The 12,571-nt window shown below is 69.9% G+C and carries 11 protein-coding genes; 3 read left to right on the forward strand and 8 right to left on the reverse strand.

Annotated elements, in window-relative coordinates; translation table 11 throughout:
* Positions 1-27: 27 nt before the first annotated feature.
* Genes ACQP2F_RS02305 through ACQP2F_RS02325 form a run of 5 tightly spaced genes read right to left on the reverse strand, consistent with a single transcriptional unit; the run spans position 28 to position 4,918 of the window.
* On the reverse strand, positions 28-1,017 hold the full coding sequence (locus ACQP2F_RS02305) for a zinc-dependent alcohol dehydrogenase family protein (protein WP_433300160.1): 990 nt from the start codon (positions 1,015-1,017) through the stop codon (positions 28-30).
* On the reverse strand, positions 1,014-1,829 hold the full coding sequence (locus tag ACQP2F_RS02310) for a carbohydrate ABC transporter permease (protein ID WP_433300162.1): 816 nt from the start codon (positions 1,827-1,829) through the stop codon (positions 1,014-1,016). Before ACQP2F_RS02310 ends, ACQP2F_RS02305 begins: the two co-directional genes overlap by 4 nt.
* Positions 1,826-2,749, reverse strand: coding sequence for a carbohydrate ABC transporter permease (locus ACQP2F_RS02315; RefSeq protein WP_433300163.1), 924 nt, complete (start codon positions 2,747-2,749; stop codon positions 1,826-1,828). The genes ACQP2F_RS02310 and ACQP2F_RS02315 overlap by 4 nt, the downstream gene beginning before the upstream one ends.
* A complete protein-coding gene (locus tag ACQP2F_RS02320; RefSeq protein ID WP_433300165.1) occupies positions 2,750-4,102 on the reverse strand; it encodes an ABC transporter substrate-binding protein in 1,353 nt (450 codons plus the stop codon).
* A 54-nt stretch (positions 4,103-4,156) separates the two neighbouring features.
* Positions 4,157-4,918, reverse strand: a complete 762-nt coding sequence (locus ACQP2F_RS02325) for a DeoR/GlpR family DNA-binding transcription regulator (protein ID WP_433300167.1) — start codon at positions 4,916-4,918, stop codon at positions 4,157-4,159.
* Positions 4,919-5,174: 256 nt separating this feature from the next.
* Here ACQP2F_RS02325 and ACQP2F_RS02330 point away from each other — a divergent pair, with 256 nt between their 5' ends.
* Entirely contained in the window at positions 5,175-7,424 is a 2,250-nt protein-coding gene (locus tag ACQP2F_RS02330; protein WP_433300169.1) for a putative bifunctional diguanylate cyclase/phosphodiesterase, read from the forward strand.
* A 16-nt stretch (positions 7,425-7,440) separates the two neighbouring features.
* Here the strand turns inward: ACQP2F_RS02330 and ACQP2F_RS02335 are convergent, their stop codons facing one another.
* Positions 7,441-8,475 (reverse strand): MerR family transcriptional regulator, encoded by a 1,035-nt coding sequence (locus ACQP2F_RS02335; RefSeq protein ID WP_433300171.1) that lies wholly within the window; start codon positions 8,473-8,475, stop codon positions 7,441-7,443.
* Positions 8,476-8,566: 91 nt separating this feature from the next.
* Positions 8,567-9,463: a DUF4240 domain-containing protein gene (locus ACQP2F_RS02340; RefSeq protein WP_433300172.1), complete on the reverse strand. Its 897-nt coding sequence runs from the start codon at positions 9,461-9,463 to the stop codon at positions 8,567-8,569.
* Between the two features lie 138 nt (positions 9,464-9,601).
* Here ACQP2F_RS02340 and ACQP2F_RS02345 point away from each other — a divergent pair, with 138 nt between their 5' ends.
* Positions 9,602-10,048: a MarR family winged helix-turn-helix transcriptional regulator gene (locus tag ACQP2F_RS02345; protein WP_433300174.1), complete on the forward strand. Its 447-nt coding sequence runs from the start codon at positions 9,602-9,604 to the stop codon at positions 10,046-10,048.
* Between the two features lie 24 nt (positions 10,049-10,072).
* Positions 10,073-11,884, forward strand: a complete 1,812-nt coding sequence (locus ACQP2F_RS02350) for an MFS transporter (RefSeq protein WP_433300176.1) — start codon at positions 10,073-10,075, stop codon at positions 11,882-11,884.
* A gap of 46 nt (positions 11,885-11,930) precedes the next feature.
* Here ACQP2F_RS02350 and ACQP2F_RS02355 read toward each other — a convergent pair whose 3' ends face one another.
* Positions 11,931-12,524 (reverse strand): TetR/AcrR family transcriptional regulator, encoded by a 594-nt coding sequence (locus tag ACQP2F_RS02355; RefSeq protein ID WP_433300178.1) that lies wholly within the window; start codon positions 12,522-12,524, stop codon positions 11,931-11,933.
* Positions 12,525-12,571 lie beyond the last annotated feature (47 nt).

Here is a 12,571-nt window from a genome sequence, read left to right on the forward strand (position 1 = left end):
AACAACTACACGTACCGGTTCACTCACTCATGGTTCGACCATGATCTTCCGGCCTTCGCCCCGGCGGAACTGCTCGAGCGCGGTCCCGTACGAGGTCAGCGGGAATCGGTGCGAGACGAAGATCGATGGATCGAGGACGCCGGCGGCCAGCATGCGCCCGGCGCGGTCGAAGCTGTGCAGCACCGCCATCGAGCCGGTGATGGTGATCTCGCGGCGGTAGATCTCGTACGGCTCGATCGCCACCCGCGCGTCGTAGGCCGCCACCCCGAACTGGAGGAACGTCCCGCCCCGCCCGACGCGCCGGAGACCGTCCTTGATGGCCGGCTCGGCCCCGGTGCAGTCGATGACCACGTCGAAGCCGCGCGGCGCGTCCAGCTCGTCGGCCGAGGTGACCGCGGCCGAGCAGCCGAGCCGCTCGGCCGTCGCCAGCCGTTCCGGGTTGAGGTCCACGATGGACACCGACTCGGCGCCGGCCCGCTTGGCCAGCTCCATCATCATCAGCCCCATCGTCCCCGACCCGTAGATCAGGTACGCCGAGGCCATCTGCCGGGGCAGCACGTCGAAGCCGCGCACCGCGCACGACAGCGGCTCGATCAGGGCCGCATCCCGCGCTGCCAACGCCGGGGGCAGCTTGAAGAGGTTGGCCATCGGCGCGGCCAGATATTCGGCCGCGCCCCCGGTCACCGTCACGCCGATCGCGCCCCAGTTCTCGCACTGGTTGCCCCGGGCCCGCTTGCAGTAGTAGCAGTGCCCGCAGTACAGCGACGGGTCGACGGCGACCTGGTCACCGACGGCGTAGCCGGTCACCTCCGACCCGACCGCCACGATCTCGCCGGCCATCTCGTGCCCCGGGACGATCGGGAACGCGGGGGCGAACTCGCCGTCCATGATGTGCAGGTCGGTGCCGCAGATGCCGACGGCGGCCGGCCTGACCACCACCTCGAGCGGGCCCGGCGACGGGTCCGGCACCTCGGCGATCTCGATCTTTCCCGGGGTCACGACGACGGCTGCTCTCACTTGACGGCTCCCATCGACAAGCCTCGTACCAACTTGTTCTGCGCCAGCCAGCCGGCGATGAGCACCGGCAACGAGACCAGCGTGGCCGCCGCGCAGAGCCGTGCCAAGAAGAGGCCCTCGGAGGAGATGAACCCGACCAGGAAGATCGGCGCGGTGCCGGCGTTGGTCGCGGTCAGGTTCACCGCCAGGAAGAACTCGTTCCAGGCGAAGATGAAGCAGATCAGCGCCGTGGCCGCGAGGCCGGGCGACACGATCGGCATGATGATCTTCCGGATCGAGGTGGGCAGCGACGCGCCGTCCACCTCGCCCGCCTCCAGCACCTCGCGCGGCACCTCGAGCAGGAACGACCGCATCATCCAGACCGCGAGCGGCAGGTTCATGGCCGTGTAGAGGATGACCATCGTCCAGATGTTGTCGAGCATGCCGAGGTGCTTGGAGAGCAGGTAGATCGGCAGCAGCGCCGCGACGGCCGGCATCATCTTGGTGCTGATGAAGAAGAACAGCGAGTCGGTCCATTTCGCGACGGGCTTGAGCGAGAGGGCGTACGCCGCGGGCGTCGCCAGCGCGATCACGAGCAGCGTGGAGAAGACGCTGGCCATCAGCGAGTTCAGCAGGAACGGCGTGATGTTGCGGTCGAAGACCTGCTCGTACTGGTGCAGGGTCGGTGTGAACACCCAGGCCGGCGGGTTGCTGGCCGCGTCCTGTTCCTGCTTGAAGCTGGTCAGCACCATCCAGATCACCGGGAAGACGAAGACGATCCCGGCGATCCAGGCCACGGTGCCCCAGATCGTGTTGTTCAGGCGAGCTCTCACCGGTTCTCCTCCATCTTGAACAGGCTGGAGATGACCCGGAGCGCGAACGTGGCCACGATGATCGTCAGGATCACCACGATCACGCCGGCCGCCGACGCCTCGCCGTACTCGAACTTGCGGAAGGTGGTCAGGTAGATCTCGTACGGCAGGTTGGTCGTCGCCGTGCCCGGACCGCCCTGGGTGATGCTGAAGATCGCGTCGAACGTGTTGACCAGGTAGATCGAGCCGAGCAGCCCGCCCAGTTCGAGGTACTGGCGCAGGTGCGGCAGGGTCATCCGGCGGAAGATCTGCCACGCGCTCGCGCCGTCGACCCGGGCCGCCTCGATCACCTCGTTCGACTGCGACTGCAGGCCGGCCAGCAGGATCAGCATCATGAACGGCGTCCACTGCCACACCAGCGTGGTGATGACGGCGCCCTTGGGGTACGACGAGATCCAGTCGGTCGAGCCGCCGAAGATGCCGTTGAGCAGGCCGTACGCCGGGTTGAAGATGGCGTGCTTCCAGAGCAGGGCGGCCGCGATCGGCATCACCAGGAACGGCGTGATCAGCAGCGTCCGCACCACCGACCGCCCGAAGAAGCTGCGGTCGAGCAGCAGCGCCAGCAGCAGGCCCAGGATCATCGAGAAGATCACCGCGCCGGCCGTGAGCACCACGGTGTTGACCAGGGCCGCGCGCAGCCGGGCGTCGGTCAGGACGGTGACGTAGTTGTCCAGCCCGATGAACTCGTGCTTGCCCGGCTTGAGCGCGTTCCAGTGCAGCGTCGAGAGGTAGAGGGTGTAGAGGAACGGGATCTGGGTGATGACGATCGCGAAGATCAGGGCCGGGAGCAGCGGCGCCCGGCGTATCCAGCGCTCTTTGCCTTGGTTGGGCCGGACGGGCGGTACTGCCCGCACGTCCGGCCGGGTCACCGTGGTAGTCATCTACTTGTAGTTCTTCGCCACGTTCTCGGCCTGCTTCTGGCCGTCGGCCAGGGCTTTCTCGACCGTTGTGCTGCCGGTCATCGCGGCGCTCACCTCCTGCGACACCTTGGTGCCGAGGTCGGCGAACTCGGGGATGCCGACGAACTGCACGCCGAGCGCGGGCCGGGGCTGCAGGCCCGGGTTCTGCGGGTTGGCGTGCTCGATCGAGCCGAGGGTGACGTCGGCGAACGCCTTCGCCGAATCCTTGTACTCGGGGATCGAGTACGTCGAGGTGCGCTTGCCCGACGGAACCCGCGACCAGCCCAGCTTCTCACCGACCAGCTTCTCGTAGTCCTTGCTGGTCGCCCAGGAGATGAACTTCCAGGCCGCGTCCGCCTTCTTGGTGGTCTTGGGCATCGCCCACGCCCAGGTCCACAGCCAGCCGGAGTACTCGGTCTTGTTGACCGGCGCGTAGACGTAGCCGACGTTGCCGGCGACCTTGCTGGCGTTCTTGTCCTCGAGCGTGCCGGCGGCCGAGGTGGCGTCGTACCACATGGCGGCCTTGCCCTGACCGAACGTGTTCAGGCACTCGGTGAAGCCGGACTGCGGTGCGCCCGACTCGCCGTACTTGCGCACGAGGTCGACGTAGAAGTTGGTCGCCGCCGTGAACTCGGGCGCGTTGACCTTCGGCGTCCAGTCCTTCTCGAACCAGGTGCCGCCGTACGTGTTGACGACCGTCGTCAGCGGCGCGAAGAGCTCGCCCCAGCCCGGCAGCCCGCGCAGGCAGATCCCGGCGACGCCCTTGCCCTTGTCGTTGAGCTTGGCCGCGAAGTCGGCCACCTGGGCCCACGTCGGGTGTTCCGGCATGGTCAGGCCCTTGGCCGCGAACATCTGCTTGTTGTACATGAGGAAGGACGACTCGCCGTAGAACGGTGCGGCGTACATCTTGCCGTCCTCGCCGGTCAGCGACTGGACCATCGGCTTGAGCAGGTCGCCGGCGTCGTACGACGCGTCGGCCTGGGCCTGGGTCGACAGCTCGTGCAGCCAGCCGTTCTTGGCCCAGATCGGCACCTCGTAGGCGCCGACGGTCGCCACGTCGTACTGGCCGCCCTGGTTCGCCACGTCCTGGGTGACTTTGTCGCGAAGCTCGTTCTCCGGGAGGATCGTGAACTTGACGGTGATCCCGGTCTGCTTGGTGAAGTTGTCGGCGGTCAGCTTCTGGATGTCCTCCATCTGCGGGTTGCCGACCATCAGGGCGGTGATCGTGTTGTCGCCGCCGCCGCCGCCGCTGCTGCCGCCGGTCGAGCCGGCGCCCGAGCAGCCGGCCGTGACCAGCAACAGGCCGAGCGCCGCTATCGCGAGTTTTCTGGGCATGGTGGATCCTCCGTTTTATTCGAAAACGGCGTGGTTATGGGGGGAGTTACGCTTCTAGACCCGGATCACCTGTGGCCCGAGCCGGGCATAGCGGTGCGCCTCGGAGACCGGCAGTGCGGTGTCCGTGACCAGTGATTCGAAATCCGATATCTCGGCGAATTTGCAGAACGTGCGCACGCCGAATTTCGTGTGAATGCCGACGAAGACCCGCCGGCGTGCGGCCCGCACGGCGTGCGACTTGATGTCGGCGACCGCGGGGTCGGGGGTGGTGAGCCCGGCCTCCCGGGAGATCCCGTTGGCGCCGACGAAGGCCAGGTCGATCACGAAGCCGGCGAGCATGTTGGCGGCCCAGTGGTCGACGGTGGCCAGCGTCCGGCCGCGTACCCTGCCCCCGAGCAGCAGCACCGTGGCCGGCGTGGACGCGGCCAGCCAGGCCGCGGTGTTGAGCGACGCGGTCACCACGGTCAGCGGCCGGTCGGTGGGCAGCTCCTCGGCGATGAGCTGCGGAGTGAAGCCCTCGTCGATGAAGATCGTCTCGGCGTCGCCGATCAGGGCGGCCGCCGCGGCCGCGATCCGGCGTTTCTCCGGTACCCCGCGCGTGGTCCGGATGGCCAGGTCGGTCTCGAATTTCGCAGTCTCCACCGGATACGCCCCGCCGTGCGTACGCCGGATGAGACCGTGCTTTTCCAGCAGCCGCAGATCGCGGCGAATTGTTTCGGCGGAGACGGTCAACTCGGCGGCGAGCTTGGCGACATTGACCTCGCCCGCGCGGCGGGCCAGGGCGACGATCTGGTGCTGTCGCTCGTCCGCATTCAAAACGCACCTCCGGCGCCGGTTAACCGTGGACTATTTGTAACACCGGAGAAACCTGTGGTCCGCATCACTGACCGGGCAACTTTGTTGTGGTCTTGCCCGGTTGAGCCACGCGCCCATGCGGCACAATACGGGCTCTAACCGTCGGCAACCGACAAATTGCCTGACCGTTTCGTGCGGAACCGTGACCGCTTCCTGCCCGCGGTGTGCGCAACGGGCTTTCGCTCAAGTGCCGCGAGGCGCGGCCGACTGGAGAACCGTGCTAGCGACGCAGCAACTGACGGAGTTCCTTTCCGTGGTCGCCGACCGGCCCGGCGGTCCGGCCGCGTACCACGCTGCCGTCGACTGCGCCGCCCGCGCGCTGAGTGCCGACCTGGCGGTGCTGCTGATCGACGAGGGCGTGGTCGCCGCGATCGGCGTCGCCGAGGACGACGTGCCCGCGTACGCCCTGCTGGAGATCGCCGCCGGTCGCCGGGGCGCCGTCGAGATCGCCGGCCACCCGTACTCGGTCACTTTCGCCACCATCGGCGAGGACGACGCCGGCCTGCTCGTGCTCGGCCGCCGCGGCGAGCCGGCGACCGTCGCCTTCACCGCCGAGGAGGTCTGCCTGCTGCGCGGCATGGCCCGCGTCCTCGAGCTCAGCCTCAGCTCGCTGCGGACGCTCGAGTCCGAGCGCCGGCACGCCGAGGAGAACGACCGCCTGCTCGACTCCCTCCAGCAGCGGCAGCGCCTGTTCGAGAAGCTCACCGAGATCCAGCGGGCGATAGCGCGCCGGCTACCCCTCGACCAGATCTTCGGCCTCGTCACCGCGTCGGCCCGGGAGCTGCTCGACGTGGAGATGGCCACGCTCAACCTGGTCGACCGGGACGACCCGGCCACCGGCAGCATGACCGCCGCGAGCGGCGTGCCGGTCGCGGTCCAGGCTGAGGTCCAGCGCGTGCCGCTGGTCGCGGCCGGCGTCTCCGGGCTGGCCGTCCTCGGGGACGAGCTGGTCATGGTCGAGGACTACACGATCTCCCCGATCGTCATTCCGGCCATGGCCAAGGCCCAGCTGCACGCCGTCATGGCCACCCCCGTGCACGAGAACGGCCGCGCCGTCGGCTGCCTCACGGTGGGCATGTACAGCCAGGCCCGCAGCTGGGACAAGACCGACCAGGAGACGCTGCGGGCGTTCGCCGAGCACCTGAGCCTGGCGCTGACCGACGCGCGCACGCTGGAGGCGATGAACCAGGCGTTCCTGGACTCGCTGACCGGCCTGCCCAGCCGTTCGCTGTTCCAGACCCGCATGGAGGAGGCCCTGGCGGCAACCTCCCGCGGCGCCGCCGTCCTGTTCATCGACCTCGACCGCTTCAAGGTCGTCAACGACTCGCTCGGCCACGCCGCCGGCGACGTGCTGCTGATCGGCGTGGCCGACCGCATCCGCTCGTGTCTGCGCGACGGCGACACCGCCGCGCGCCTGGGCGGCGACGAGTTCGCGGTGCTGCTGCCCGGCCTGAACGACGCCGGCGAGGCCGCGCCGGTGGCGTCCCGGCTGCTCGAGGAGCTGCGCAAGCCGTTCCGGATCAACGGCACCGAGGCGTACGTGAGCGCCAGCATCGGCATCGCCTACAGCCGTCCGGGCGAGCACGGCGTACCGGAGCTGATGGTCGACGCCGACCTGGCGATGTACCAGGCGAAGAAGCACGGCAAGGACAAGTTCGAGGTGTTCGAGCCGGCCCTGCGCGAGGCCTTCCAGCTCACCATCGACCTCGAGGCCGACCTGCGCCGAGCCGTCGTGCGGCACGAGTTCGAGCTGCGCTACCAGCCCATCGTCCACCTGACCAGCGGCGACATCACCGGCGTCGAGGCCCTGATCCGCTGGAACCACCCGACCCGGGGCGTGGTCCCACCGGTCGACTTCATCCCGCTGGCCGAGGAGACCGGCCTGATCGTCCCGATCGGCGAGTGGGTGCTGCGCGAGGCCTGCCGACGCATCGCCGACTGGAACGCCCGCCGCGCCGGCCGCCCGCTCACGGTCAGCGTCAACATCTCCGCCGTACAGCTCGAGCAGGCGGTGCTGCCCCAGGTGGTGCAGTCGGCCCTGGACGCGAGCGCCCTGCCCGCCGACCGCCTGGTCCTCGAGCTGACCGAGTCGCTGCTGGTCGACCACCGCCCCGAGACGCTGGACCGCCTGAAGGCCATCAAGGCTCTGGGCGTGCGCCTGGCGATCGACGACTTCGGCACCGGCTACTCGTCGCTGGCCTACCTGCGCCAGTTCCCGGTCGACATCATCAAAATCGACAAGTCCTTCGTGGACGACGTGGTCGACGAGCCCACCGCGGCCGCGCTGACCCATGGCATCATCCAGCTGGGCCGGGCGCTGCAGCTGTCGACGGTGGCCGAGGGCATCGAGCACGCGGGCCAGCTGACGTCCCTGGCCGGCGGCAATTGCGAGCTGGGGCAGGGGTACTACTTCGCCGAGCCGCTGACCCAGTCGGCCCTGGACGAGCTGCTCTTCCCCACGGAGTAGAACCACGGCTGAGCGGCTAAGCCTGCGCGACGTCGGCCACCACCACGGCGATGTTGTCGGGGGCGCCGGCCTCGTGGGCCAGTGCCACCAGGCGGTCGGCGGTCTCGTCGGGTGCGGCGCCCGAGGACAGGGCGGCCAGCAAGGCGTCGCGAGGCGCCGACGCCGACAAGCCGTCCGAGCAGAGCAGGTAACGGTCGCCGGGCAGGGCGGTGCGCAGAGCCAGGTCGGCCTCGACCGGCTGCGGTCCGGCGCCCAGGGCCCGGGTCAGCAACGCGCGCTGCGGATGGGCGGCGGCCTCGGCGGGCGTCAGCTTGCCGTGGTCGACCTGGTCGCGTACCCACGTATGGTCCTGGGTCAGCTGGGTCAGCTCACCGCCGCGCAGCAGGTAGGCGCGGCTGTCTCCGATGTGGATCAGGGCGAGCTGCGTGCCGCGGCGGACCAGGGCGGTCAGCGTCGTGACGCCGGAGGTGGCGCGGAGGTCGCCGTCGATCTCGTTCAGCTTCACGGTCAGGGCGGTGAGCAGCGCGGCGGCCGGCTCGTCCGACGGTTCGAGGGTGCGCAGGGCTTCGATCGTGGCGGCGCTCGCGGCGCCGCCGGCCGGGCCGCGCATGCCGTCGGCCACGGCCAGCAGGCGGTCGCCGGCGTAGGCGGCGTCCTCGTTGGTGTCGCGAGCGTGGCCGGCGTCGACGCGGGCGGCGTAGCGGAGGGACATGGTGGCGCTCCTCTTTCCCAGGTGCTCGACGAGGAGTGCGACCTGGCGGGCCCGGGTCGCGTTGCCGGCGGTGACCTGTCGCCAGTAGGCGGTGACCGCGTCGGCCGCGGCCGCCGGGTCGAGGTCGCACACCGTACGGATGTCGGCCAGCGGCATGCCGATCTCGCGCAGCCGGCCGATCAGCCGGGCGTGGGCGAGCTGCTCCGGGTCGTACAGCCGGTAGCCGGACTCGGGGTCGACCGCCGCGGGCGGCAACAGTCCCAGGTCGTCGTACAGGCGTAACGCCTTCGGGGTCAGCCGCGCCGCGCGGGCGAACGCGCCGATCGTCAGCAGATCCACGCCGTCATCCTCCTCGTGCCGATCCCGGTGACCGGCACGACCTACCGTGTGGCTTCCCCCAAGGTGAAGGTCAAGGCGGACGCAGAACGGCTCAGCCGAAGAACTCCTGGATCTGCGCCAGGGTCAGATAGCCCTGCGGCTCGAGCTCGGCCGGCAGCTCCGGCAGCGGCTTGGTGGTGACCGGAACCTCGGGCACGTCGGCCGGCAGCGTCGGCACCGGGGGAGTGGGCGGCAGGCCGGGCATCGACATCGCCTGGCGAATGACCTCGAACATGGCCCGCACCTCGGCCGCGGCCAGCGCCGAGAGGTCCATGCCCTCGGTCGGCAGCGCGCAGGTGAAGTTGGCCCGCAGGCTGTCTCCGCAGCGGCGGATGTCGGCGCTGGGCCGCAGGTGGTCGAGCTTGCCCTCGGCCACGATGCCCAGCTCGCAGGCGGACAGGCCGGACTGCCGCCACCACGAGCGCCAGGTCGGGTCGCCGTCGAGGGTGAGCGCCACGTGCCGCAGCGCGACCATGTAGTCCTGCGGCGCGCGACCCTCGGCGGTGGTCGTGGTGGTGCCCATTTGCGGGTGCAGCCAGGAGTCGCCCCAGGCGGCGACGTTCGATCCGGTACGCGTGCTGACCGCGGTCCGGTGCTGCCAGTCGCCCCGGGTCGAGGTGCGGAACGCTCGCTCGGCGACGGGCAGCAGCTGGCTTCCCGGTCGGTGGGCATAGGACGCGAGCGCGGACGGGGCACTGAGCACCCGCCGGTACGCCGTGGCGCCGGCGGCGACGGCCGCGCAGCGTACGCCCAGAAAGGAAGCCCCCGAGGTCGCCACCGCGCGGTAGTGGGCGGGTGTGTCCAGCGCGTGCAGCGCGCGGGCCAGGTGGTCGGCGAAGTCCCGGATGTCCGCGGCGCCGTGGTCGGAGAGCTCGTCGGCCAGTCGGTCGAAGTCGGCCGGGTCGTGGCCGAGCCGGTCGACCAGGTCCCAGAAGGTCTGCTCGTCCATGACGGCATGCTGTCACCCGGGCCGCGCTGCGGACGACAGCGCAACGCGGCACGTTTGGGCGAATTGCGTGTTCCGCGGCAATGAGTGCTTCATCACTCGGCCGGGAAAAGTTGTATAAGCCAGTGATATAAAAACGGAGTGCGGCAGACAGTCACCATCTCGGACGAGGACGCGGCCATCGCGGCCGGTTTCGAGCGCTTCTACGAGGTGCTGCGCCGGCTCACCCCGCGCGAGAGTCTGAGCCTGACCGCCGCGTCGACCCTGCGCCGCCTGGAGCGCAACGGCCCGCAGCGGCTGTGCGAGCTGCACGCGCCCGAGGGTGTCAGCCAGCCCGCGATGACGCAGCTGGTCACCCGCCTGGAAAAGGAGGGCCTGGCCCGCCGGGGCAGCGATCCCGGTGACGGCCGGGCGGTGGTCGTCAGCATCACCGAGGAGGGCCGGTCGGCCGTGGCCCGCCGGCGCGAGGGGCGCACCCGAGCGCTCGCCGCCCTGCTCGAGCAGCTTCCCGAGAACGACCATGCGGCGATCGTGGCCGCGCTGCCCGCGCTCGACCGGCTCAGCGAGCTGCTGAACGACTCCCAGTAACAGACAAGTTAAGAGGTCACCCGCGTGCTCACTGTGGATCACCCGCGCTACAAATGGGTCGCGCTGTCGAACACCACGCTCGGCAACCTGCTGGCCACGATCAACTCGTCGATCGTGCTGATCTCACTGCCGGCGATCTTCAAGGGCATCCACCTCAACCCGCTCGAGGCCGGGAACGTCAGCTACCTGCTCTGGATGCTGATGGGCTACATGCTCGTCACCGCCGTCCTGGTGGTCACGCTCGGGCGGCTCGGGGACATGTACGGCCGCGTCAAGATCTACAACGCCGGCTTCGCGATCTTCACGATCACCTCGATCATCCTGTCGCTCGACCCGTTCGACGGGGGCGGCGGCGCGATCTGGCTGATCGGCTGGCGGGTGCTGCAGGCGGTCGGCGGCGCGATGCTGATGGCCAACTCGGCCGCGATCATCACCGACGCGTTCTCGGCCGAGCAGCGGGGCATGGCGCTGGGCGTCAACATCGTCTCGGCCCTGGCCGGCTCGTTCATCGGTCTCGTGCTCGGTGGTGTGCTCGCCGAGTGGGACTGGCGGTCGATCTTCTGGGTCAACATCCCGCTGGGCGTGCTGGGCACCATCTGGGCGTACCGGTCGCTGCACGACACCGGCCAGCGCCGGCCCGCGAAAATCGACTGGTGGGGCAACGCGACCTTCGCGGTCGGGCTGACGGCCGTCCTCGCCGCCATCACGTACGGGATTCAGCCGTACGGCGGGCACACGATGGGCTGGACCAATCCGTGGGTCCTGTTCGGCCTGATCGGCGGCGCGGCCGTGCTGGTCGCCTTCGGCATCATCGAGACCAAGGTCGCCGAGCCGATGTTCCCGCTCAAGCTGTTCAAGAACCTCGGATTCACCACCGGCAATGCGGCGAACCTGCTGGCCAGCGTGGCTCGCGGTGGTCTCCAGTTCATGCTGATCATCTGGCTGCAGGGCATCTGGCTGCCGCTGCACGGGTACGACTACGAGTCCACCCCGCTCTGGGCCGGCATCTACCTCGTGCCGATGACGATCGGCTTCCTCGCCGCCGGCCCGCTCGCCGGCTACCTGTCCGACAAGTTCGGGCCGCGCCCGTTCGCGGCCGGCGGCCTGCTGGTCATGGCCGCCTCGTTCCTCGGGCTGCTGGCGCTGCCGGGTGACTTCAACTACCTCGTGTTCGCCGCGCTGATCTTCGTGAACGGCCTCGGCGGCGGCCTGTTCGCGGCGCCGAACACGTCACTGATCATGTCCAGCGTGCCGGCCAACATGCGCGGCGCCGCCTCCGGCATGCGGGCCACCTTCCAGAACGCCGGCCAGGTGCTCTCGATCGGCATCTTCTTCTCGCTGATGGTGGCCGGCCTGGCGAGCTCGCTCCCGTCCACCCTCTCCAGCGGCCTGACGGCGCAGGGCGTACCGGCCGCCACCGCGGACGCGATCGCCCAGCTGCCGCCGGTCGGCACGCTGTTCGCCGCGTTCCTCGGGTATAACCCGATCGGCGAGCTGCTCGGTCCGCAGGTGCTCGGCGCGCTGCCGGCCGCCAACGCGGCCAACCTGACCGGCCTCGAGTTCTTCCCGCGGCTGATCGCCGAGCCGTTCCACGACGGCCTGGTGATCGTCTTCTGGATGGCCATCGGCCTGCTGGTGGTCGGCGCGGTCGCCTCATTGTTCCGCAGCCGGAAGCCGGCGCCGGCGGTCGCCGCCGAGCGGGTCGCGGGCGGCCCGGCGGGCGGGTTCGTCGCGCGCGAGTCCGAGGTGAAGTCCGAGGTCTCGGACGCGCAGCCGCTGTCCCCGGCGACCGGAGTGGCCGAGCCGCTCGACGACGTCGAGGTCGGCACCAAGTAGAGCGACCTGGTGGAGTGGAGAGTGCCCGCCGGTTCGGCGGGCACCCTCATTCCCCGGCCAGAGCGGCGTCGACCAGCCGCGCGGCCACGCCCCGGGCCAGCGCGGCGGCCGCCGAGTGCTTGTCCATCCGGGCGCCGACCGAGGCGCCGTCGTAAAGGATCATGAGCTGGTCGGCGAGGGCCGGCGGGTCGGCGACCCCGGCGTCCCGAGCCAGCTCGGTGAACAGGCCCCGGGTCCAGGCCCGGTTCGCGTTCGACACCTGCTCGACCGCGCCGCCCTCGGCCACCGACTCGGCGCTGGCGTTGTAGAAGGCGCAGCCCCGGAAGCCGGGGGTGGCGGTGACCTCGGCCAGCACATCGAAGACGCCGAGCAGCCGGTCGCGCGGGTTGTCGAAGCGCTCGAGGCCGGCCCTGATCCGGTTCCGGCGGATCTCGTGCCGGTTCTCCAGATAGGCCCGGACCAGCTCCTCCTTGCTGCCGAAGGAGCTGTAGAGCGAGGCCTTGGCGACCCCGGCCCGCTCGATGATGCGGTCGATGCCGACGGTGTGCACGCCCTCGGCGTAGAACAGCTCGTCGGCCGCCGCGAGCAGGCGCTCGCGAGCGGACGGCCGGCGGGTGGTGGACGGTGATGCGGCGGACATGGAGTTGACGATACCAGACAGGTCTGTCTAGTCTCGGCTAAGCAGAC

Source organism: Actinoplanes sp. CA-030573 (assembly GCF_050951115.1).
GTDB lineage: Bacteria > Actinomycetota > Actinomycetes > Mycobacteriales > Micromonosporaceae > Actinoplanes.